Annotated in this window: 19 protein-coding genes; 6 read left to right on the top strand and 13 right to left on the bottom strand. The window is 68.1% G+C overall.

All coding sequences use genetic code 11. The annotated features are described in order from the left end of the window. Nucleotides 1-47: 47 nt before the first annotated feature. From Q0Q02_RS01150 to Q0Q02_RS01115, 8 genes are all read right to left on the bottom strand, one after another. A complete protein-coding gene (locus Q0Q02_RS01150) occupies nucleotides 48-692 on the bottom strand; it encodes a class II aldolase/adducin family protein (protein ID WP_293806209.1) in 645 nt (214 codons plus the stop codon). Continuing rightward, nucleotides 689-1,798, bottom strand: coding sequence for an S-methyl-5-thioribose-1-phosphate isomerase (gene mtnA, locus Q0Q02_RS01145; protein WP_293806208.1), 1,110 nt, complete (start codon nucleotides 1,796-1,798; stop codon nucleotides 689-691). Before mtnA ends, Q0Q02_RS01150 begins: the two co-directional genes overlap by 4 nt. 7 nt (nucleotides 1,799-1,805) lie before the next feature. Then, nucleotides 1,806-2,333 (bottom strand): adenine phosphoribosyltransferase, encoded by a 528-nt coding sequence (locus Q0Q02_RS01140; RefSeq protein WP_293806207.1) that lies wholly within the window; start codon nucleotides 2,331-2,333, stop codon nucleotides 1,806-1,808. 71 nt (nucleotides 2,334-2,404) lie between these two features. Beyond that, entirely contained in the window at nucleotides 2,405-3,283 is an 879-nt protein-coding gene (locus Q0Q02_RS01135) for an S-methyl-5'-thioadenosine phosphorylase (protein ID WP_293806206.1), read from the bottom strand. 250 nt (nucleotides 3,284-3,533) lie between these two features. Further along, nucleotides 3,534-4,415: a cytochrome c1 gene (locus tag Q0Q02_RS01130; RefSeq protein ID WP_293806205.1), complete on the bottom strand. Its 882-nt coding sequence runs from the start codon at nucleotides 4,413-4,415 to the stop codon at nucleotides 3,534-3,536. 7 nt (nucleotides 4,416-4,422) lie between these two features. Continuing rightward, on the bottom strand, nucleotides 4,423-5,706 hold the full coding sequence (locus Q0Q02_RS01125; RefSeq protein WP_293806204.1) for a cytochrome b/b6: 1,284 nt from the start codon (nucleotides 5,704-5,706) through the stop codon (nucleotides 4,423-4,425). A 53-nt stretch (nucleotides 5,707-5,759) separates the two neighbouring features. Continuing rightward, on the bottom strand, nucleotides 5,760-6,308 hold the full coding sequence (gene petA / locus Q0Q02_RS01120; RefSeq protein ID WP_293806203.1) for a ubiquinol-cytochrome c reductase iron-sulfur subunit: 549 nt from the start codon (nucleotides 6,306-6,308) through the stop codon (nucleotides 5,760-5,762). Nucleotides 6,309-6,499: 191 nt separating this feature from the next. Further along, nucleotides 6,500-8,365 (bottom strand): ABC transporter ATP-binding protein, encoded by a 1,866-nt coding sequence (locus Q0Q02_RS01115; RefSeq protein ID WP_293806202.1) that lies wholly within the window; start codon nucleotides 8,363-8,365, stop codon nucleotides 6,500-6,502. 111 nt (nucleotides 8,366-8,476) lie between these two features. Between Q0Q02_RS01115 and Q0Q02_RS01110 the strand changes: the two genes are divergently transcribed. Together Q0Q02_RS01110 and hemF are read left to right on the top strand one after the other, a co-directional pair. Beyond that, nucleotides 8,477-8,980, top strand: coding sequence for a tRNA (cytidine(34)-2'-O)-methyltransferase (locus Q0Q02_RS01110; RefSeq protein ID WP_293806201.1), 504 nt, complete (start codon nucleotides 8,477-8,479; stop codon nucleotides 8,978-8,980). Then, nucleotides 8,958-9,884, top strand: coding sequence for an oxygen-dependent coproporphyrinogen oxidase (gene hemF, locus Q0Q02_RS01105; RefSeq protein WP_293806200.1), 927 nt, complete (start codon nucleotides 8,958-8,960; stop codon nucleotides 9,882-9,884). Before Q0Q02_RS01110 ends, hemF begins: the two co-directional genes overlap by 23 nt. Before the next feature lie 177 nt (nucleotides 9,885-10,061). Here the strand turns inward: hemF and Q0Q02_RS01100 are convergent, their stop codons facing one another. The 4 genes from Q0Q02_RS01100 to Q0Q02_RS01085 form a co-directional block, all read right to left on the bottom strand. Continuing rightward, the gene (locus Q0Q02_RS01100) at nucleotides 10,062-11,297 is read right to left on the bottom strand and encodes a CCA tRNA nucleotidyltransferase (RefSeq protein ID WP_293806199.1); all 1,236 of its coding nucleotides are present in this window, start codon (nucleotides 11,295-11,297) and stop codon (nucleotides 10,062-10,064) included. Further along, nucleotides 11,294-11,551, bottom strand: coding sequence for a DUF6111 family protein (locus Q0Q02_RS01095; RefSeq protein ID WP_293806198.1), 258 nt, complete (start codon nucleotides 11,549-11,551; stop codon nucleotides 11,294-11,296). The genes Q0Q02_RS01100 and Q0Q02_RS01095 overlap by 4 nt, the downstream gene beginning before the upstream one ends. Nucleotides 11,552-11,592: 41 nt before the next feature. Continuing rightward, entirely contained in the window at nucleotides 11,593-12,108 is a 516-nt protein-coding gene (locus tag Q0Q02_RS01090) for a CoA pyrophosphatase (RefSeq protein ID WP_367275006.1), read from the bottom strand. 143 nt (nucleotides 12,109-12,251) lie between these two features. Beyond that, on the bottom strand, nucleotides 12,252-12,833 hold the full coding sequence (locus Q0Q02_RS01085) for a DUF1285 domain-containing protein (RefSeq protein ID WP_293806197.1): 582 nt from the start codon (nucleotides 12,831-12,833) through the stop codon (nucleotides 12,252-12,254). A 202-nt stretch (nucleotides 12,834-13,035) separates the two neighbouring features. Between Q0Q02_RS01085 and Q0Q02_RS01080 the strand changes: the two genes are divergently transcribed. The 4 genes from Q0Q02_RS01080 to Q0Q02_RS01065 all read left to right on the top strand — a co-directional run bounded on the left by Q0Q02_RS01080 (nucleotide 13,036) and on the right by Q0Q02_RS01065 (nucleotide 20,081). Then, nucleotides 13,036-14,058, top strand: a complete 1,023-nt coding sequence (locus Q0Q02_RS01080) for a MoxR family ATPase (RefSeq protein ID WP_293806196.1) — start codon at nucleotides 13,036-13,038, stop codon at nucleotides 14,056-14,058. Between the two features lie 4 nt (nucleotides 14,059-14,062). Next, nucleotides 14,063-14,980: a DUF58 domain-containing protein gene (locus tag Q0Q02_RS01075; RefSeq protein WP_293806195.1), complete on the top strand. Its 918-nt coding sequence runs from the start codon at nucleotides 14,063-14,065 to the stop codon at nucleotides 14,978-14,980. 12 nt (nucleotides 14,981-14,992) lie between these two features. Next, entirely contained in the window at nucleotides 14,993-17,821 is a 2,829-nt protein-coding gene (locus Q0Q02_RS01070; RefSeq protein ID WP_293806194.1) for a DUF4159 domain-containing protein, read from the top strand. A gap of 169 nt (nucleotides 17,822-17,990) precedes the next feature. Next, nucleotides 17,991-20,081 (top strand): hypothetical protein, encoded by a 2,091-nt coding sequence (locus Q0Q02_RS01065; RefSeq protein WP_293806193.1) that lies wholly within the window; start codon nucleotides 17,991-17,993, stop codon nucleotides 20,079-20,081. A 231-nt stretch (nucleotides 20,082-20,312) separates the two neighbouring features. Here the strand turns inward: Q0Q02_RS01065 and Q0Q02_RS01060 are convergent, their stop codons facing one another. Continuing rightward, nucleotides 20,313-20,819: an N-acetyltransferase gene (locus Q0Q02_RS01060; RefSeq protein ID WP_293806192.1), complete on the bottom strand. Its 507-nt coding sequence runs from the start codon at nucleotides 20,817-20,819 to the stop codon at nucleotides 20,313-20,315. Between the last annotated feature and the right edge of the window lie 154 nt (nucleotides 20,820-20,973).

Raw genomic sequence — 20,973 nt, 5'->3', positions numbered from 1 at the left:
CCCTATGGCGGCAGTGTTTAACGTTGCGTAAGATGATCGAGGCCAGATCAACCGACCTTGCCATAGCCCGCGAATCTGGCGCCGACGCGCTCCATCTCGGCCGCATCGAGGATGACCGGCTCGATCCCTGCCGCCAGGATGTCGAGATACTGCCCCGCGAGGTTCTCGACCTCGGCGACGATGGTATGAGCGCCGGCGAGCGTCTGGCCGAGCGCGATCACGCCATGGTTGGCGAGCAGCACCGCCTTGCGCCCCTCCAGCGCCTTCACGGCGTTCTCGGCAAGCTCGGGCGTCCCGAAGGTGGCATAATCGGCGCAGCGCACATCGGCCCCTCCACAGAGCGCGATCATGTAATGGAAGGCCGGAATGCCGCGCCGCGTGCAGGAGAGCGCCGTGGCGCGCGGCGAATGGGTATGCACGATCGCCTGCGCATCCGGCCTCGCCCGATAGATTGCGACATGGAAGGGCCATTCAGAGGACGGCCTGCGGCTACCGCCGAGCACCGTGCCGTCGAGCCCGAGATGGATCAAGTCTTCCGGCTTCGTCTGCGCATAGGGCAGGCCCGAGGGCGTGATCAGGAGGCCGTCCCCGAAGCGAGCCGAGACATTGCCGGATTTCGACGGGCAGAAGCCCGCCCGATCGATCGCCTGCGCGACCGCGACGATCTCCTGCCGCAACTCCTGTTCGGTCATGTCCTGTCCCTGTTCGCCAGATCGGGGAAGAGCTGCGCGAGCCCGGTGGCGCTGGCCGCGCAGACCCCGCGCTCGGTGATAAGTCCCGTCACGAGCCGCGCCGGCGTCACGTCGAAGGCCGGGTTGGCCGCGCCGCTGCCCGGAGCGACGATGCGGACCGAGCGTACCTCACCGTCATCGGCAAGGCCCGAGAGATGCGTCACTTCGCGCGCCGCCCGCTCCTCGATCGGGATTTCGGCAAGGCCGTCGCGGATGGTCCAGTCGATCGTCGGCGAAGGCAGCGCCACATAGAACGGCACGCCGTTATCATGCGCCGCGAGCGCCTTGAGGTAGGTCCCGATCTTGTTGGCGACATCGCCCCCCGACGTGGTCCGGTCGGTGCCGACGATCACCATGTCGACCTGCCCGTGTTGCATCAGGTGGCCGCCGGCATTGTCGGCGATCACGGTATGCGGCACGCCATGGCCGCCAAGTTCATAGGCCGTCAGCGCCGCGCCCTGATTGCGCGGCCTTGTCTCGTCGACCCAGACATGGACGGGGATGCCGGCATCATGGGCGAGGTAGATCGGCGCCAGCGCCGTTCCCCAATCCACGGTGGCGATCCAGCCCGCATTGCAGTGGGTGAGGATGTTGACCGGCGCGCCGGCAGGCTTTCGCGCCGCGATCCCGGCGATCAGCGGCAAGCCGTGCTCGCCGATGGAACGGCACAGGGCGACATCCTCGTCGCAGATCGCCGCCGCCTCGGTATAAGCTGCCTCGGGACGCTTCTCCTGCGGAAGGCTCGCCAGGGCTCGGCGCATCCGCGCCAGCGCCCAGTGCAGATTGACGGCGGTCGGCCGCGTCGCCCCCAGCAGTGCGTGGGCTGCCTCCAGCGCTGTATCGGAGCCATCCGCCCGCATCGCCAGGGCCATGCCATAGGCCGCCGTGGCACCGATCAACGGCGCGCCGCGCACGACCATGCTGCGGATGGCATCGGCCGCCTGCTCGGCCGAGCCGAGCGCCACGGTCTCGAAGCGGAAAGGCAGGCGCGTCTGGTCGATCACGACGACGCGCCAGCCATCCTGCGCGAGCCAGATCGTCCGATAATGCTGGCCGTTGATCTTCATCCGCCGCTCAGTCGCCCGCGAAGGAAACCAGGGTGCGCACCGGCACACCGAGCCGCCGGATCTTGTCGGCACCGCCGAGCTCCGGCAGATCAACGATGAAGCAGGCCGCCACGACCTCGGCCCCCAAGCCCGCGAGCAGGTTGACCGCAGCCTCGGCCGTGCCGCCGGTCGCGATCAGATCGTCGACCAGCAGGACGCGCTCACCCGGCTGCACAGCGTCGCGATGGATCTCGATCTCGTCCGTGCCGTATTCGAGCGCATAGGTCGCGCGCAGCGTCTCCAGCGGCAGCTTGCCCTTCTTGCGGACCGGAATGAACCCGGCCGAAAGCTGATGCGCCACCGCCCCGCCCAGAATGAAGCCGCGTGCCTCGATGCCCGCGATCTTGGCGATCTTCAGGCCCGCGAAAGGCTGCACGAGTTCGTCCACCGCGCGACGGAAAGCCCGCGCATCGCCAAGCAGCGTGGTGATGTCGCGGAAGACGATACCGGGCCGGGGGTAATCCGGGATCGCGCGGATGCTGTCGGCGAGGTTCATGGGCACCGTCTCATGCGGATTGACGGACGCCTTGGTCGGACGCCGGGCCGGCTTCGTCAAGGGCGCCGACATCACGCCACCTTGAGCACGCGCCCGGCGACGGCATCGAGCTTCGCGAGCAGGGCCGGATCGCGGAAGGCCGGCGCCGTCACGATGGCGTTGTCGAGAGCGTTGTGGGAGCCGGCCGGGCACGGCTCGCGCTCGGCCGGGAAATCGGCGGCGAGCCGCGCCACGAGGCGCCGCGCCTTGTCGGCATTCTCGTGCAGCACGGCGATGACCGAGGCGACATCGACTGCGCCATGCAATTCATGCCAGCAATCGTAATCCGTCACCATCGCGACGGTCGCATAGGTGATCTCGGCCTCGCGGGCGAGCTTGGCCTCCGGCATCGCGGTCATGCCGATCAGGTCGTAGCCGAGGCCGCGATAGGTCATGGATTCCGCATAGGTCGAGAATTGCGGGCCTTCCATCGTGACCAGAGTGCCGCCGCGCACAAAAGCCAGATCCTCGGCTTGCGCCGCCGCGGCGATCCGCGCCTGCAGGGCAGGCCCGACCGGCTGTGCGACCGAGACATGGGCGACGCAGCCCTTGCCGAAGAAGGAATTCTCGCGCCGGCTCGTCCGGTCGACGAACTGATCGACCAGCACGAACAGGCCGGGATAGAGCTCGGCCTTGTAGGATCCGCAAGCCGAGAGCGAGACGAGATCGGTCACCCCCGCCCGCTTCAGCACGTCGATATTGGCGCGATAGTTGATCTCGGAAGGCGGGATCGAATGACCACGCCCGTGCCGAGGCAGGAAGACGATCTTCGTCTGACCCATCCGGCCGATGCGCAAGCTGTCGGAAGGCTCGCCCCAAGGGCTGTCGATGCGCTCCTCGCGCAGGTCGGTCAGGCCCGGCAGATCGTAGATTCCCGATCCGCCGATGATTCCGAGGACGGCTTCGCTCATGGTCGATTCCCTGTTTCGGCGCGGAAGGGACCATCTTTCGGTGACGGTCGCAATACGATGTGGGCAGGATGCCGTCATGCTCGGGCTTGACCCGAGCATCTCGTGCCGAAGAGGGCTCCAATTTCTCTTTCCCGAGTTGCTCGGGTCTGCGCTTCGCTTCGCCCGAGAATGACGGCCCGACAAGGAAAAGGGCCCATAACGAAAAAGGCCCCGTCGCCGGGGCCTTTTCCTGAAACGATTTCCAGCCGGATCAGTGCGCCGGCGAGCCGTCTGGCATGCGCGACCACACCTTCTTCTTGGTGTAGTAGAGCAGTCCGGCGAAGATCACGAGGAACGCCATCACCTGCAGGCCCAGGCGCTTGCGCTGCTCCAGGTGCGGCTCCGCCATCCAGACCATGAAGGCCGCAACGTCGCGGGCATACTGGTCGACGGTCTCCGGCACCGGCGACTTGCCGTCCGGCCCCTTCGGATACTCGACCTGGCCGTCGGAGATCGGCTTCGGCATCGCGATCAGGTGGCCGGGCATGTACTCGTTAAAGTTCTGCCCGGGCAGCAGGGCCGGGAAGCCGGCCGGCGGCTCCTTGTAGCCGGTCAGCAGGGCATGGATGTAGTCCGGCCCCTGCTCCTGGTACTGCGTGAAGATGTCGACGACGAACATCGGGAAGCCGCGGACATAGGTGCGGGCCTTGGCCAGCACCGAGAAGTCCGGCGGATAGGCGCCGCCCTGGGCCGCGCGGGCCGCCTGCTCGTTCGGGAACGGCGACGGGAAGCGGTCGGCCGGCCGGCCGGGCCGGTCGAACATCTCGCCCTGCTCGTTCGGGCCGTCCTTGATCTGGTAGGTCGCCGCGAGGGCTGCGACCTGGCCCGGCGTGAATTCGGGGCCGCCGGGCTGCGACAGGTTGCGGAAGGCAACGAGGTTCGCGCCATGGCAGCTCGCGCAGACTTCCTTGTAGACCTTGAAGCCGCGCTGCAGCTGGGCCCGGTCGAACTTGCCGAACGGCCCCGAGAACGACCAGCTCAGCGCCGGCGGCTTGGGGCCGCCTTCGGCAGCTTGCGCGGCCGGCTGGAAGAACGCCAGCGAGAGGCCGGCGGCGAGCCCGGTCAGGGCGAGACGAAACGAGGTTCTGCTCATGGTTCCGTCAGCCCTTGACGTTCGGTTCGGCAGCGGTGGCGGTCGCGACGCGGGCCGCCGACCCACCATTGGCGGAAGCGAGCACGGCATCGGCGATCGAGGTCGGCAGCGCCTTCGGGCGTTCGAACAGCCCGACGATGAACAGCGCGACGAAGAAGCCGAAATACAGCACGGTGAGGATGCGCGAGATGGTCACATAGGGCTCGTCAGCCGGCATGGCGCCGAGATAGCCGAGGCCGATGCAGACCAGGACGAACATCCAGAACAGCTGGCGCGCGATCGGCCGGTAGGTCATCGACTTGACCTTGGAGGTGTCGATCCAGGGCAGGAAGGCGAGCACGACGATCGCGCCGCCCATGGCCAGCACGCCACCGAGCTTGTCGGGAATGGCGCGCAGGATCGCGTAGAACGGCAGGAAGTACCATTCCGGGACGATATGCGCAGGCGTCGAGGCCGGGTTGGCCTGGATGTAGTTGTCGGCATGACCCATGAAGTTCGGCTGGTAGAACACGAACCAGGAGAACACGATCATGAACACGACCATGCCGAAGATGTCCTTCACGGTCGCATAGGGCGTGAACGGCACGGTGTCCTTCTGGACGTTCTTCACCTCGACGCCGGTCGGGTTGTTCTGGCCGACGACATGCAGCGCCCAGATATGCAGCACGACGACGCCGAAGATCATGAACGGCAGCAGGTAGTGCAGCGAGAAGAAGCGGTTCAGCGTCGGGTTGTCGACCGAATAGCCGCCCCACAGATAGGTCACGATCGTCTCGCCGACCACAGGCAGGGCCGAGAACAGGTTCGTGATGACGGTCGCGCCCCAGAAGGACATCTGGCCCCAGGGCAGCACGTAGCCCATGAACGCCGTCGCCATCATCAGCAGGAAGATGACCACGCCGAGGATCCAGAGCACCTCGCGCGGCGCCTTGTACGAGCCATAATAAAGCCCGCGGAAGATGTGCACATAGACGGCGACGAAGAACATCGAGGCGCCGTTCGAGTGCAGGTAGCGCAGGAGCCAGCCGTAGTTCACGTCGCGCATGATGTGCTCGACGGAGTTGAACGCCATCGTCGCATGCGGGGTGTAGTGCATCACCAGGATCACGCCGGTGATGATCTGCGCCACCAGCATGAACACGAGGATACCACCGAAGGTCCACAGATAGTTCAGGTTGCGCGGAACCGGGTAGGAGACCGCCGAGTCATGGGCAAGCCGGATGATCGGCAGGCGCGCGTCGAGCCAGCGCTCGATACCGGTCTTCGGGATGTAGGAACTGTGACCACTCATGAAGAATGCCTCAAGGCTGTCTCATCTTGGCAGAAAAGCGTCGAGCGCATTGCTCAGCCGATCCGAATCTTGGTGTCCGCGGTGAAGGCATAGGGCGGCACCGGCAGGTTGAGCGGCGCCGGCCCCTTGCGGATGCGGCCGGAGGAATCGTAGTGCGAGCCGTGGCAGGGGCAGAACCAGCCGTCATATTCGCCCTTGGGCTCGCCCGGTGCGGTGCCCAGCGGGATGCAGCCGAGATGGGTGCAATTGCCGAAGACGACCAGGATCGGCTCGTGGCCGGCCTTGGTGCGCTGCTGGTCGGTCTGCGGGTCGCGCAGGGTCGCGACGTCGACGGCGAGCGCCTCGTCGATTTCCTTCTTCGTGCGATGGCGGACGAAGATCGGCTTGCCGCGCCAGAAGATCTTGATCGCCTGCCCTTCGGCGATGGGCGCAAGGTCGAGATCGACCGGCGCGCCGGCCGCGACCGTCTGTGCATCGGGCGCGAGCTGGCTGATCAGGGGGACGACGACAGCACCGAGGCCGACGGCACCGGCTGCGCCGGTGGCCAGCATCAGGAAATCGCGGCGGGTTGTTCCGGTCGATGTATCGGTCGCGTGCGCCACGATCCAATCCTCTTAAACGTCTTGCGAGCTGTAACAGCTCGAAATTATCGCCTCTCGCCCTCATAGGGGCGCGCCGCTGCCGCCGCAATGCGGCGGTGCGTCACCTTGGGCTCTTTGACATGCAGATTGGACGAAGTCTACTGTCGCGAACGCCCCAGCCATGCATGGCGCACAGTCCACCGGCGAAGACGTCAGACCGCGAGCTTTTCCGGATCGGCGGCGGCGAGGAATCCGCCCGACTGGCGCGCCCAGAGCCTGGCATAGAGCCCGCCCCGCGCGATCAGCTCGTCATGGCTCCCGATATCGGCGATCCGGCCCTGATCGAGCACGATCAATCGGTCGAGCGCCGCAATGGTCGAGAGCCGGTGCGCGATCGCGATCACGGTCTTGCCCTGCATCAGGGCCGCGAGCTGTTGCTGGATCGCCGCCTCGACCTCCGAGTCGAGCGCCGAGGTCGCCTCGTCGAGAATCAGGATCGGCGCGTCCTTGAGCAGCACGCGGGCGATCGCGATGCGCTGGCGCTGGCCGCCCGAAAGCTTCACGCCACGTTCGCCGACACGCGAATCGAAGCCCGTGCGGCCGTCCTGATCGCCAAGGCCGAGGATGAATTCATGCGCCTCGGCCTGCTGCGCCGCGCGCGCGATCTCCGCCTCGCCCGCGCCGATGCGGCCATAGGCGATATTGTCGCCGATCGAACGGTGCAGCAGCGAATTGTCCTGCGTCACCATGCCGATCTGGGCGCGCAGGCTGTCCTGCGTGACATGGGCGATGTCCTGTCCGTCGATCAGGATGCGCCCGCCTTCGAGCGGATAGAGCCGGAGCAGCAGGTTCACCAGGGTCGACTTTCCGGCGCCCGACGGACCGACGAGCCCGACCCGCTCGCCCGGCCGGATCTGGAGATCGAGCCCTTCGAACAGCCCCTGCCCCCGGCCGTAATTGAAGCGTATCTTCTCGAAGCTGATCGCGCCCTTGTCGACGACGAGCGGGCGGGCGTCGGCCGCGTCCGGCAGGTCGTGCGGCTTGGCGATCGTCTCCATGCTCTCCTGCACCGAGCCGATATTCTCGAAGATGCCGCGCACGAGATGGATCAGCCAGCCCGACATCTGCACCAGCCGGAGCACGAGACCGATGGCGGCCGCGACCGCGCCCGGCGTCATCTCGCCCTGGCTCCAGAGCAGCAGCGCGAGCCATGCGGTCGCCACCACGAGCAGGCTGTTCATCGTCTGCAGGATGACGCTGACGCCGGTGATCAGGCGCGACAGGTTGAGGAAAGAGGCGTTCCACCGCGTCAACGAGTCGCGGACGGCGGAGCGCTCGGCATCGGCCCGCGCGAACAGCTTCACGGTCAGGATGTTGGTGTAGGAATCGACGATGCGCCCGGTCGTGCTCGAGCGCCCGAACGAGTTCGCCTCCGAACGCTGCTTCGCCCGCGGCACGAAATAGATCAGCAGTGCGACATAGGCCGAAAGCCAGACGATCACCGGCAGCGCCAGCCACAGGCTCGTCTTGCCGAAGAAGCCGATCGCCACCGTGGCGAAGACCAGCGCATACCAGAGGTCGTCGATGACCTCGATCGTCGCACCGCGAATCGACTGCCCGGCCTGGATCACGCGGGCGGAAAGGCGTCCTGCAAAATCGTTCTGAAAGTAACCCAGCGCATGGCCGAGCGTGTAGACATGGTTGCGCCAGCGGATCTGGTTGGTGATCTGCGGCACCACCACCTGGTCGACGATGGCGTGGTTGGCGAAATAGATCAGCGGCCGGACAACGACGAGCAGGAAGGCCGCGCCCGCCAAGAGCCAGCCATGATCGCGGAAGATCGTTTGCGGCGACTGCGTCGAGAGCAGGTCGACGAACCAGCCGACCATCAGGTACATCGCCGCCTCGATGCCGCTGAAGCCGAGGCCCGTGATCATGATCAGGGCCATCCAGCCCTTCACGCCCTTGATGTGATGCCACATGAAGGGCCAGACGCCACGCGGCGGCGTCTCCTGCTCGTCGAACGGAGCGAAGACGTCGATGCGGCTTTCGAGCCAGCGGAAGAGCGGAGCGAACATGTCAGCTCTCCCTGGAGCGATATCGCGACGGTTTCGAGGCATATGGTCCCCGCCTGCACGAATGACCAGCCTGCTTGACGCATGTCCGAGCGTCACCGCATGACGGGAGCCATGCTTCGCCTCGCCCTCTTCCAGCCGGACATCCCGCAGAACGCCGGCACGATGATCCGCATGGCCGCCTGCCTCGGCATCGCCGTCGACATCGTGGAACCGGCTGCCTTCGACGTCTCGGACCGGCATTTCCGCCGCTCGGGCATGGACTATCTCGAACGCGCCGCCGTCCGGCGCCATGATTCCTTCGCCGCTTTCGACGGCTGGCGCAGGGCCCAGGGCCGTCGCCTCGTCCTGGCCGAGACCGATGGCGCGACACCCCTGCCCGATTTCGCCTTCCAGGCCAGCGACATCGTCCTGGTCGGGCGCGAGTCGGCCGGCGTGACGGCCGAGGTCCGTGCCGCCGCCGAGGCCAGCCTGCACATTCCCATGCGATCGGGATTGCGTTCGCTCAATGTCGCGCTGGCGGCAGCGATGGTAATAGGCGAGGCCTTACGACAGACTGGCGGCTTTCCGGACCGCAATGGAACAGAAGCAGAAGATGGTCACCCCGAAGCCCGATGAATTCTCTCCCGCCGATCCGGCCGTCGTCGAAGCGCTCAAGCCGCGCGCCGCCGCCTGGTTCGAGAGCCTGCGCGATCGCATCTGCGCCGCCTTCGAGGCGATCGAGGACGAGGCTGCCGGCCCCTTCCCGCCCGAAACGGACAAGCCCGGTCGCTTCGTCCGCACGCCCTGGCAGCGCACCAACCATGATGGCGCGCCCGGCGGCGGTGGTGTCATGTCGATCATGAAGGGCCGCGTCTTCGAGAAGGTCGGCGTCCACGTCTCCACGGTGCATGGCAGCTTCCACCCCGATTTCGCCGGGCAGATTCCCGGCGCGGCGCAGGATCCGCGCTTCCATGCCACCGGCATCTCGCTGATCGCCCATCCCTGGAACCCGCATGCGCCGACCGTGCACATGAACACGCGGCTCGTCGTCACCACCAAGCCGTGGTTCGGCGGCGGCGCCGATCTGACGCCGGTACTCGACGCGCGGCGCAACCAGGAAGACCCGGACACGCGCGACTTCCACGCCGCGATGCGCCGTCCCTGCGACAATTTCCCGGCCATCGCGGACTATCCGCGCTTCAAGAGCTGGTGCGACGAGTATTTCTTCCTGAAGCACCGCAACGAGCCGCGCGGCATCGGCGGCATCTTCTACGACTATATCTGGACCGGCGATGTCGAGGCCGATTTCGCTTTCACCCGCGCCGTCGGCGAGGCTTTCCTCGACATCTACCCCAACATCCTGTGCCGCAATATCGGCAAGCCCTGGAGCGAGACCGAACGCCACGAACAGCAGGTCCGTCGCGGCCGCTATGTCGAGTTCAACCTGCTCTACGACCGCGGCACGATCTTCGGGCTGAAGACCGGCGGCAATGTCGATTCGATCCTGTCCTCGATGCCGCCGACGGTGCGCTGGCCTTGAGGCTGCCCGCGCTGTCCGCGCCGGGAATATGTTGAGATTTATTGGAACCGCGACGTCATCCCGGCCTTGAGCCGGGATCCATCGGCGAGCTCCGGGGCTTTACGATGGATCCCGGATCGGCGCTGCTGCGCAGCTTGTCCGGGATGACGCTCTGGTTCCATCAGGAATCAACACGCCCTAGGGAAGAGCGGCTACAGCCATCCGCACAAACTCTATCTGCTCGCCCATGCCGGAGACACAACCGGCCTCGATCCAGCTCTGCCGGGCCGCCGCAAGCGCCTGCCCGACGCGTGGACCGGGCGGGACACCGAGCCCGATGACGTCCTTGCCCGTCGGTTCGAAGCGCGGCGTCCGGCCGAGTTCGCTGATGAGGCGCTGAACCTTGTCCTTGCCTTCGCCTGCCGCCGTGGCGTTCAGCAGGGCGAGTGCCGCAGCCGTCGCATCGTTCCCGGCATCATGGGCGACAAGGCGCAAGGCCGCGATATCAGGCAGCCCCGCCCGGCCGCCCAGCTTCTCCAATGCCGAGGCGATCCGGGCGGTCCGGTCGAATTCTTCGTTGGAAAGACGCAGCCGCTCACGCAGGCGCAGCGCATCCTCCCCAACCGAAACCGCCAGCGCCGCCAGCCGGAACACCGCATGGACGCCCTCGCCGTGGTCTTCCGCAACCAGCGCGAAACGCGAGAGATGCGGCACGCCGCCGATCACCGGCATCAGCAGGCCGGCTCCGGCCATCGCCTGCAAGGTCGGGCTGACACGGGGGGCGACCAGAAGCTTGAGCAACTCCGCACGGACCCGCTCGCGCGACAAACCGGCGAGCCCCTCGCGGCCGGCGATGCAGGCGCGCAGGCCTTCGGCATCGGGCTCGCCGGCACCGTAACGGGCATGGAAGCGAAAGAAGCGCAGGATGCGCAGATAGTCCTCGCGGATCCGGGCCGCGGCATCGCCGATGAAGCGCACCCGGCGTTGGGCGAGATCGTCGAGCCCGCCGCAATAGTCACGCAGCGTGCCGTCGCGCCCAAGGCCGAGCGCATTGATGGTGAAGTCGCGCCGCAGCGCATCCGCCACGAAATCCCGGCCGAACACGACCTTGGCGCGGCGTCCGTCCGTCTCGACATCGCGCCTGAGCGTCGTGACCTCGAAGCTCGTGCCCTCCGCGACCAGCGTGACCGTGCCGTGCTCGATGCCGGTCGGCACCGCCTTGAAGCCGGCCGCCTTGCCGCGCCGGATCGTCTCCTGCGGCAAAGCGGTGGTGGCGAGGTCGACATCGCTCGCCGGCTCGCCGAGCAGGAGATTGCGCACCGCACCCCCGACGACGCGCGTTTCCTCGCCGTTCCCGTCAAGCGCCGACAGCAGCCGCGCCAGCGCCGGCTGGGCCAGGAAGCATGCGATCTCGCCGGCGCGTTCCCCAGTCATTTGAAGCGGCCGGGCACCAGAACCCCGTTCTCCATATGCGGCGGTTCGTAGGCGCCCTCGCTGCGCGGCGCGATGAAGCCGCCATAGATCAGCACGGCGATCGCCAGCAGGAAGCCCGCGACCGCAAGGCGGAAGACATGCGGGCTCCAATGCTCGACATCGAAAGGATTGCGCCTGTTGATGACGAGATAGGCTGCGAAGACGCAGAAGGGCAAGACGAAGAGCAGAACCTCTTCGATGATCGCGCGCAGCATCGGCTTCGTCGTTCCCCGGCGCGGCATCCGCGCAAAAAGTCTTATCCGGCAAGCCGCTCGTAGAGATTGCGGATCATGCCGGCGGTCGCTCCCCAGATATAGCGACCCTCGAACGGCATCGCATAGTAGGTGCGGAAATGCCCCTTCCACTCACGCCCCTCGCGCTTGTGGTTGGCGGGATCGAGCAGGAAGGAGAGCGGCGTCTCGAAGGCCTCATCGACCTCGTTATGGTTGATCGTCAGCGAGAAGGGCGGCTCGATCAGCGCCACCACCGGCACGATGCGATAGCCGGTGCCGGTCAGATAGGCGTCGAGGAAGCCGAGCGTGCGGATATGCGACCGCGGCAGGCCGATCTCCTCCTCGGTCTCGCGCAGCGCCGTGACGATCGGCGAGCCGTCGACGGCATCGACCCGGCCGCCGGGAAAGGCGACCTGCGCCGAGTGATTGCGCAAGGCCGCCGCACGCTGCGTCAGCAGCACGGTCGGCCCCGCCGGGCGCGGCACGATGCCGATCAGCACAGCTGCCGGCACGGCGCGCTTCTCGTCAGGGATCGGCACCGACGAAGGCTGATTCTCATGATCGCCGCGCGGCCGGCTGATCACGTCGCCCAACGCCGGCGGTTCTGCTCGAAGACGCGCGCGCGCCAGGGCTGCGAAGCCCTCGGCACTGAGGTTGAGGGCAGACTCGATTGTCTTCAGCACTAGATGCCCTCGATCTCGCTCGCCGGCAAAGCCGGATAGAACTGCTCTGCAGCTGCAATCCCGAACATCGCCTCGCCGTCAACCTCCCGCACCTCGCCGAGCGCCAGCAGGTCGTAGGTCAGCGCGCGCGTCAGCCGGGCCCAGAGCCCGCGCCGGATATGGATATAGGGTGTCAGTCCGTCCTGCGCAGCCCGCCTGAAACGCAGGCCATGCTCCGGCCCGAGGCAGACGAGATCGTCGACCTGCGTGCGGAACGCGATCGTCCGGCCATCACCCTCGCCATCGACCTGCATTTCGACCGCCTGGAACGGCGCGTCATCGACGGTGATTCCCACTTTCTCGACCGGGGTCACGAGAAAGTAATCGTCGCCCTCGCGTTTCAGCACCGAGGAGAACAGCTTCACCAGCGCCGGCCGGCCGATCGGCGTGCCCATGTAGTACCAGGTCCCGTCGGCGGCGATGCGCATATCGAGATCGCCGCAGAAGGGCGGATTCCAGCGTTCGACGGGTGGCAATCCGCGCGCCTTGCCGCTGCCGAGCGAGGCCATCAACCGCTCCATCGCCTGGCCCGGCTCCGTCATCGAATCCTCCCTGGCCACCGGCTGCGGCATCGTGCCTGCATCGCGTTTCCGCCTTGAACTCCACATAATCGTGAAGCCGAGATGATGTGTACCATTCCATTCGGCGCTTGAGCCGCCGTGATGGCCCGTCCACACTGAACGGCCGAACGCATCGACGGTTCGCATGGCGGCGCAACGGCCAGCGACAGTGAAGGAGACCGACATGGCGGCGCAAGCCCGGGCAAACGAGAGCACTTCGCCGATCGACCTCGACACAGGCATCGTCGAGGCGGCCGAAGCCGCGCTCAGTGCCATCGGCGCCGCGCGCAAGGAGATCGGCCAGGTCATCTTCGGCCAGCAGAAGGTCGTCGATCTCTCGTTGGTGACACTGCTCTCGGGCGGCCATGGCCTGCTCGTCGGCGTCCCCGGCCTCGCCAAGACCAAGCTCGTCGAGGCGATGGGCACCGTATTGGGGCTCGCGGCCCGGCGCGTCCAGTTCACGCCGGACCTGATGCCCTCCGACATCCTCGGCTCCGAGGTCCTCGACGAATCGAGCGACGGCAAGCGCCATTTCCGCTTCATCAAGGGCCCGGTCTTCGCCCAGTTGCTGATGGCGGACGAGATCAACCGCGCCTCACCGCGCACCCAGTCGGCCCTGCTCCAGGCGATGCAGGAGCACCACGTCACGGTGGCGGGCGAGCGCTACGACCTGCCGGCGCCCTTCCATGTGCTGGCGACGCAGAACCCGATCGAGCAGGAAGGCACCTATCCCCTGCCCGAGGCGCAGCTCGACCGCTTCCTGCTCGAGATCGATGTCGGCTATCCCGACCGCGAGGCCGAGCGGCGCATCCTGCTGGAGACCACCGGCGCCACCGAATACAAGCCCTCGCAGGCGATGACCGCGGAGACGCTGATGTCGATCCAGCGACTCGTCCGCCGCCTGCCGGTTGGCGACGCCGTTGTCGACGCGATCCTCGATCTCGTCCGCTCGGCACGCCCCGGCGAGGGCGATGCCTCGGTCACCGACAAGCTCTCCTGGGGCCCCGGTCCCCGCGCCAGCCAGTCGCTGACGCTGGCGGCGCGCGCGCGCGCCCTGGTCGAGGGCCGGCTCGCTCCTTCGGTCGACGATGTCGCGGCGCTCGCCATTCCCGTTCTGAAGCACCGCGTCGCCCTGACCTTTGCCGCCCGCGCCGATGGCGAGACGGTCGAGGGGTTGATCGGCAAGCTCGTGGAACGGCTGGGATAGGCCGATGTTGCGCACGCGCGTCCTGGGTCCGGGCGAAAGGCGGCCGTCGCGGCCGGTCCTTACGGAATCGCTCGACCTCGCCGCGCGCCTGCCGCGCCTGATTCTGGAGGCGCGCCGCGTCTCCGCCAGCATTCACGGCATCCATGGCCGGCGCCGCTCCGGCCCAGGCGAAACCTTCTGGCAATACCGCCCGCTGGTCGCCGGCGAATCCGCCTCGCGCATCGACTGGCGCCGTTCGGCCCGCGACGGCCATCTCTTCGTCCGCGAGCGCGAATGGGAAGCCTCGCATTCGATCTGGCTCTGGATCGACCGCTCGCCCTCGATGGGCTTCGCCTCCTCGCTCGCCATGGCCTCGAAGCTCGACCGCGCATTGGTCGCTGGCTTCGCGCTGGCCGAGACGATGGTCGAGGGCGGCGAGCGTGTCGGCCATCTCGGGTTGACGCGGGCGCTGGCCTCGCGCCGCATTGTCGAGGTCCTGGCGCAGGCCATTCTCGCGGACGAGCGCAACGCCGCCTCCGACCTGCCGCCGGAAGCGCCGTTGCCCCGGCTGGCGGAGGCGGTCATCATCACCGACGGTCTCTCCCCCGCCTCGGCGCTGACCCAGCGGATCGCCACGCTGGCATCGTCGGGCGCGCGGGGCCATGTCCTGCTCATCGCCGATCCGATCGAGGAAACCTTCCCCTTCACCGGACAGGCCGAACTCTTCGATCTGGAGGACGGGCTGACCCTGCGTGTCGGCGATGCCGGCGCCTGGGGCGATGAATACCGTCAGCGCCTTGCCGCCCATCGCGAAGCCATCACCGAAGCCAGCCGCAAGGCCGGCTGGACCTTGACGCTGCATCGCACCGACCGGCCGGCGAGCGAAGCGGTGCTGCGCATCGCGAGCCTCGTCGCGGCCTCGCGCAGCGCCTCGGGCTTCTGAGGGGGATCGCCGATGCTCAGCGCCCTGCCCTTCAGCTTCTCCGCCCCGCTCGCTCTCGCCGCGCTCGCTTTGTTGCCCGCCCTCTGGCTGATCCTGCGCGTGACGCCGCCGCGCCCGCGCCGGATCGACTTCCCGCCGCTGAAGATCATGGCGGACCTGATCTCCAAGCGCGAGACACCGGCCCACACACCCTGGTGGCTGCTCGCCTTGCGCATGGCTATCGCCGCGCTCGCGATCCTCGCCGTCGCCGGCCCGGTCTGGAATCCCGTGCGCGACGCCGCGCCCTCGCGCGGCCCCGTCCTGCTTCTGATCGATAACGGCTTCGGCGCCGCGACCGACTGGTCCGAACGCGTCTCGGTTGCCGAATCACGCATCGCCGCCGCGACCCGCGAGGGCCGCCCGGTCGCCGTGGTCGGCCTCGCGGAGGCCCCCACCGCGATCGCGCTGGCCGAGCCGCGCATCGCGCTCGACCGTCTGCGCGCGCTCCCGCTCCAGCCGCATGCGCCGGACCGTTCCGCCCATCTCCAGCGCATCGAAGCCTTCCTGCAAGGCTCGCCCGCCACCGAGATCGTCTGGGTCGCCGACGGCCTCGGCATCTCCGACGACGGTGGTTTCCTCGCGCGCTTGAAGCAGGATGCCGAGGCCCGCCGCCTCGCTGTTCATGCAGCTCCGCCCGCGCAGCTTGCCCTCTCTGCGCCCGAGAACCTCGCCGGCGCCCTCACCGTCAAGGTGCTGCGCCCCACAGCCAGCGCGCCCGCGACCGGACAGGTCCGCGCGCTCGATCTCAAGGGCTTGCCGCTCGGCAACACCCCCTTCATCTTCGAGGGCAATAATCTGGAGACGACCGCCCGACTGACCTTGCCGATCGAGGTGCGCAACGCCGTCTCGCGACTCGAGATCGTCGGCGAGCGCAGCGCCGGTGCCGTGGCGCTGCTCGACGACCGGGCCAAGCGCCGCCGCATCGGCCTCGTCTCCGGCGCCACCGCCGACACCGCGCAGCCGCTACTCTCGCCGACCTACTATCTCTCCCGCGCCCTCCAGCCCTTCGCCGAAATCCGCGAGCCGCGGCAGGGCTCGACCGACCCGATCGGCGAATTGCTGGCACAGAATCTCTCGGTGCTGGTCCTCGCCGATATCGGCGCGCTCGATCGCGAGACGGCCGAGAAGGTCACGAGCTTCGTCGAGCGCGGCGGCGTGCTGCTGCGCTTTGCCGGCGCCCGCCTCGCCGCCGCCTCCGACGACCTGACGCCGGTGCGCCTGCGCCGCGGCGGCCGCACGCTCGGCGGCGGCCTGTCCTGGGAGACACCGCGCAAGCTTGCGCCCTTCACCCGCGAGAGCCCCTTCTTCGGCCTGACGATCAGCGACGATATCCGCGTCAGCCGCCAGATCCTGGCCGAGCCGGAGCCGAATCTGTCGCGCAAGACCTGGGCGGCATTGGAGGACGGCACGCCCGTCGTCACCGGCGAGCGGCGCGGCGACGGCCTGATCGCGATGGTCCATGTCACCGCCGATACCACCTGGTCGAACCTTCCGCTCTCGGGCCTCTTCGTCGATATGCTCCGCAAGATCGTCAATCTCGCCGGCAACGGCCCCGCCGCTGTCGAAAGCCAGAGCGACGACAAGCGCGTAGAGACCCTGTCGCCGGCCCGCGTGCTCGACGGCATCGGCCAGTTCCGCTCGGCGCCTGCGACCGCCCAGCCGGTGGCGCGCAACTATGCCGGCCGCGCGACGCTCGCCCATCCGCCCGGCCTCTACGGCCCGACCGACGGCTCGCTCGCGGTCAACGCGCTGACGCCGATCGACACGCTCGCGGCGCTCGACCTCGCCAGCCTCGGCGTCGCCGTGCTGCCGATCGACGAGCCGGTGGCGCGCGACATCCGCCCGCCGCTGCTCGTGCTTGCCCTGCTCCTGCTCGTCGCCGATACGCTGGCGACGCTCTGGCTCGGCGGACGTCTCAACCTTGCCCGCCTGCGCAAGGTTGCCGCGCCGGCCGCGGTCCTGCTCGCGCTTGGCGCCTCCTTCGGCCTCGCGCCCGATACGGCCCGCGCCCAGCAGCCCGCGCCCAACGCGCAGGCCGATACCCGCCCGCCGATCCCGCGCGCCCTGCTCGCCAATGGTGCGATGACGCGGCTCGCTTATGTCGTGACCGGCGACAAGCCGGTCGACGACATGTCCAAGGCCGGACTCACCGGCCTCAACACCGTGCTCGGCGCCCGTACCGCGCTGGAGCCGGGCGAGCCGGTCGGCGTCAGCGTCGAGCGCGACGAGCTCGCCTTCTTCCCGGTGCTGTACTGGCCAATCGTCGCCGGCCGCCCGCTCCCGTCGGCCGAGACGCTGCGCAAGCTCGAAGCCTATATGAAGGGCGGCGGCCTTGTAATCTTCGACACCCGCGACGCGATGAGTGCGCGGCCCGGCGGCGGCACCACGCCCGAGGGCGACCAGCTCAAGCGCATGCTGCAGACGCTCGACATTCCCGAGCTGGAGCCGCTGCCGCGCGACCACGTCCTGACCAAGACCTTCTACATCCTCGACGAGCTGGTCGGCCGCTACGACACCGGCACGACCTGGGTCGAGACCCTGCCGCCGGCCGATAGCGACGGGCGCCGCCCGGCCCGCGCCGGCGACAATGTCTCGCCCATAGTCATTACCGCCAACGACCTCGCGGCCGCCTGGGCGATCGACCGGCGCGGCGAGGGACTGGTGCCGCTTTCCGGCGGCGATCCGCGCCAGCGCGAGATGGCGCTGCGTGGCGGCATCAATCTCGTGATGTATGCGCTCACCGGCAACTACAAGGCCGATCAGGTCCATGTCCCGGCCTTGTTGGAAAGGTTGGGGCAGTGAGAAAATCCACCCATCCCACAGCCCTCATCCTGAGGAGCCGTTCCCCAGGGAACGGCGTCTCGAAGGATGTTTCAGGAGGCTCCGGAACCAGCTGGACCATCCTTCGAGACGCGCCTGCGGCGCTCCTCAGGATGAGGGCTGAAAACAGGACAAGGGGAGGAGCCCGCTGATGTGGAGCGTTTCCCTTGCCCCGCTGGTGCCCCTGCCGTTCCTGATCGGGCTTGCCGTGCTCGCGGCTTTGGCTGCCGGCGCGGCGATCGTGCTCGCCGGACGTAGCGCCATCCTGCGCGCGCTCGCGCTCGTCGTGCTGACGGCGGCGCTGGCCGATCCCTCGCTCGTCTTCGAGGATCGCGAGCCGGTCAAGGACGTCGTCTCCGTCGTGGTCGACCGCTCGGCCTCGAACCGCCTCGCCGACCGCGCGGCCCAGACCGATGCCGCCGTCGCCGAGATCGAGCGGCAATTGCGCGGCATCCCCAATGTCGAGCCGCGGATCGTCGAGCTGCGCGATGCACAAGGGACCAATGACGGCACCCGCCTGTTCGAGGCCCTGTCGTCGAGCCTCGCCGACGTGCCCTCCGAGCGCGTCGCCGGCGCGATCGCGATCACCGACGGCCTCGCCCATGACGCGCCTGTTAATGCCGAGACGCTCGGCCTGCGCGCCCCGCTGCATGTCCTGACCACCGGCCGCAATGCCGAGATCGACCGGCGCATCGTGCTGGTCGATTCGCCGCGCTTCGGCATCGTCGGCAAGGACCAGATCATTCGCTTGCGCGTCGTCGACAAGGGCGGCCCCGGTCGCGCCGGCCTGACCATCCGGCGCGACGGCGAGATCGTCGCGCGCCGCGAGGTCGCGACGGGCCAGACCGTGCAGGTCCCGGTCCGCATCGACCGGGGCGGGCCGAACGTGGTCGAGATCGAGGCTCAAGCCATCGACAACGAATTGACGCTGGCCAATAATCGCACCGTCATCACCATCGAAGGCGTGCGCGACAAGCTCCGCGTGCTGCTGGTCTCGGGCGAGCCGCATCCGGGCGAGCGCACCTGGCGCAACCTGCTCAAGGCCGACGCCAATGTCGATCTCGTGCATTTCACCATCCTGCGCCCGCCGGAGAAGCAGGACGGCACGCCGATCAACGAGCTCTCGCTGATCGCCTTCCCGACGCGCGAGCTGTTCCAGGTCAAGATCAAGGAATTCGACCTGATCATCTTCGACCGCTACGCCAACCAGTCGATCCTGCCGCTGCTCTATTTCGAGAATATCGTGCGCTATGTCCGCGACGGCGGGGCGCTGCTCGTCGCCGCTGGCCCCGAATATGCGGGCTCGCAAACGCTGGCGCGCACGCCGCTCGGCCAGATCCTGCCCGCCCTGCCCGACGGCAGCGTCATTGACGAGGCTTATCGCGCCCAGGTCAGCGAACCCGGCAGGCGCCACCCCGTCACCCGCGACCTGCCGGGCTCGGAGGTCTCGCCGCCACGCTGGGGCGAATGGCTGCGCATGGTCGGCGCCCAGGCACGGGCCGGCGGCGCGCCGGTCATGACCGGTCCGGGCGACCGGCCGCTGCTGATGCTGGCGCGCGAGCAGAAGGGCCGCGTCGCGCTCTTCCTCTCCGACCATGCCTGGCTCTGGGCGCGGGGCTTCCGCGACGGCGGCCCCTATCTCGACCTGCTGCGCCGCCTCAGCCACTGGCTGATGAAGGAGCCCGAGCTTGAGGAGGAGGCTCTGCGCGCGACCGTCCGCGGCGCGACTGTCGAGGTCGAGCGCCAGACGCTGCGCGACAATCCCTCGCCCGTCACCATCACCGGGCCGGACGGCCAGTCGCGCACGATCACGCTGGAGCCCGGGCGCCCCGGCCTGTACACCGCCCGCATCCCGACCAGCGATCTCGGCCTTTACCGCCTGACCTCCGATAACCTCACCGCCTTCGCCAGCGTCGGGCCGGAGAACCCGCGCGAACTGATGGAAGTGGTCAGCGATCCCGGCGCGCTCCAGCAACTGGCGCAGGCGACCGGCGGCTCCTCGCGTCGCATCGGCCGCGAAAGCGGCTCGGCCGTCAATGTGCCGCGCATCGTGCCGGTGCGCTCGGGCAGCCAGTTCGCCGGCAATGACTGGATCGGCCTGAGGATCAGCGATTCCGGCATCGTGCGCGGCGTGCGCATCTCGCCGCTCTTCATCGGGCTGATCGGCTTGGCCGCGCTGTTCGGCGCCCTCGTCGCCGGCTGGCTAGGGGAGAGCGGCAGGCGCATCAAGCGAGAGGCGTAGCTCTTGCCCTTCTCCCCTTGCGGGAGAAGGTGGCCCGAAGGGCCGGATGGGGCATCACTCTGTCCCGCGTCGTCATTGCGAGCACAGCGAAGCAATCCAGGGGGCAGGGTGGGACGTTTCACCAAGTCCCCTGGATTGCTTCCTCGCTTTGCTCCTCGCAATGACGGAAATCGTCGCGAGACCCTCACCCTAGCCCTCTCCCGCAAGGGGAGAGGGCTAGGGTGGAGCCCTTCAGCCCACCCGCGCCGACATGACCGCCCCGCTGCGCTGCTTGAGCACCCCCTCGACCAGCTCCAGCGCGAGGAAACGCGCCGGATCGGCCGGCCCCGGTAGCACAAGCTGGCCGGGCGGCAGGACCTTGAAGCCGAAGCGGGCGTAATAAGGCGCATCGCCGATCAGCATGATCAGGTCGTGGCCGGCCTCGCGAGCGGCATCGATCGAGCGGTTCATCAACGCAGCGCCGATGCCCCGGCCCTCGAAGGCGGGATCGACGGTCAGCGGACCGAGCATCAGCGCCTTGTGCCCGTCGGCGAACACCGCCGTCACCTTCACCGAACCGACGAGGAAGGTGCCGACATGGGCGGCGAAGGAGAGCGCGTGCTCGGGCGGCACGCCCTCGCGCAGGCGAAAGGCGGTGCGGGCGAAACGGCCGGGGCCGAAGGCGCGCTCGTGCAGGCGCTCGATCGCGGCGGCGTCCACGGGGAGTTCGTGGCGGATGGTCAAAGGCAGGGATGTCATGATGATCGACGCTGGACGGGAGGCGGGTCGGCGAAGCGAAGGCAGGCGCGTGCGGGCGCACTACCGGGAGGGCGCATTCAGCGCGCCGGTCGTCGCAGGTCTCGCAGGCTCAGCCGGATCATCATGAAAGCGCCTCTACAGCATCGGACTGGAA

Origin of the sequence: uncultured Allobosea sp. (assembly GCF_945956895.1) — a bacterium.
GTDB lineage: Bacteria > Pseudomonadota > Alphaproteobacteria > Rhizobiales > Beijerinckiaceae > Allobosea.
Note: the sequence above shows the minus strand (reverse complement) of the source record. Positions and strands in the feature narration are given on the sequence as shown.

Coding starts and splice junctions, on each gene's coding strand:
- Q0Q02_RS01150 (WP_293806209.1), bottom strand. CDS start 692: ATGACCGAACAGGAGTTGCGGCAGGAGATCGTCGCGGTCGCGCAGGCG.
- mtnA (WP_293806208.1), bottom strand. CDS start 1,798: ATGAAGATCAACGGCCAGCATTATCGGACGATCTGGCTCGCGCAGGAT.
- Q0Q02_RS01140 (WP_293806207.1), bottom strand. CDS start 2,333: ATGAACCTCGCCGACAGCATCCGCGCGATCCCGGATTACCCCCGGCCC.
- Q0Q02_RS01135 (WP_293806206.1), bottom strand. CDS start 3,283: ATGAGCGAAGCCGTCCTCGGAATCATCGGCGGATCGGGAATCTACGAT.
- Q0Q02_RS01130 (WP_293806205.1), bottom strand. CDS start 4,415: ATGAGCAGAACCTCGTTTCGTCTCGCCCTGACCGGGCTCGCCGCCGGC.
- Q0Q02_RS01125 (WP_293806204.1), bottom strand. CDS start 5,706: ATGAGTGGTCACAGTTCCTACATCCCGAAGACCGGTATCGAGCGCTGG.
- Q0Q02_RS01115 (WP_293806202.1), bottom strand. CDS start 8,365: ATGTTCGCTCCGCTCTTCCGCTGGCTCGAAAGCCGCATCGACGTCTTC.
- Q0Q02_RS01110 (WP_293806201.1), top strand. CDS start 8,477: ATGCTTCGCCTCGCCCTCTTCCAGCCGGACATCCCGCAGAACGCCGGC.
- hemF (WP_293806200.1), top strand. CDS start 8,958: ATGGTCACCCCGAAGCCCGATGAATTCTCTCCCGCCGATCCGGCCGTC.
- Q0Q02_RS01100 (WP_293806199.1), bottom strand. CDS start 11,297: ATGACTGGGGAACGCGCCGGCGAGATCGCATGCTTCCTGGCCCAGCCG.
- Q0Q02_RS01095 (WP_293806198.1), bottom strand. CDS start 11,551: ATGCTGCGCGCGATCATCGAAGAGGTTCTGCTCTTCGTCTTGCCCTTC.
- Q0Q02_RS01085 (WP_293806197.1), bottom strand. CDS start 12,833: ATGACGGAGCCGGGCCAGGCGATGGAGCGGTTGATGGCCTCGCTCGGC.
- Q0Q02_RS01080 (WP_293806196.1), top strand. CDS start 13,036: ATGGCGGCGCAAGCCCGGGCAAACGAGAGCACTTCGCCGATCGACCTC.
- Q0Q02_RS01075 (WP_293806195.1), top strand. CDS start 14,063: ATGTTGCGCACGCGCGTCCTGGGTCCGGGCGAAAGGCGGCCGTCGCGG.
- Q0Q02_RS01070 (WP_293806194.1), top strand. CDS start 14,993: ATGCTCAGCGCCCTGCCCTTCAGCTTCTCCGCCCCGCTCGCTCTCGCC.
- Q0Q02_RS01065 (WP_293806193.1), top strand. CDS start 17,991: ATGTGGAGCGTTTCCCTTGCCCCGCTGGTGCCCCTGCCGTTCCTGATC.
- Q0Q02_RS01060 (WP_293806192.1), bottom strand. CDS start 20,819: ATGACATCCCTGCCTTTGACCATCCGCCACGAACTCCCCGTGGACGCC.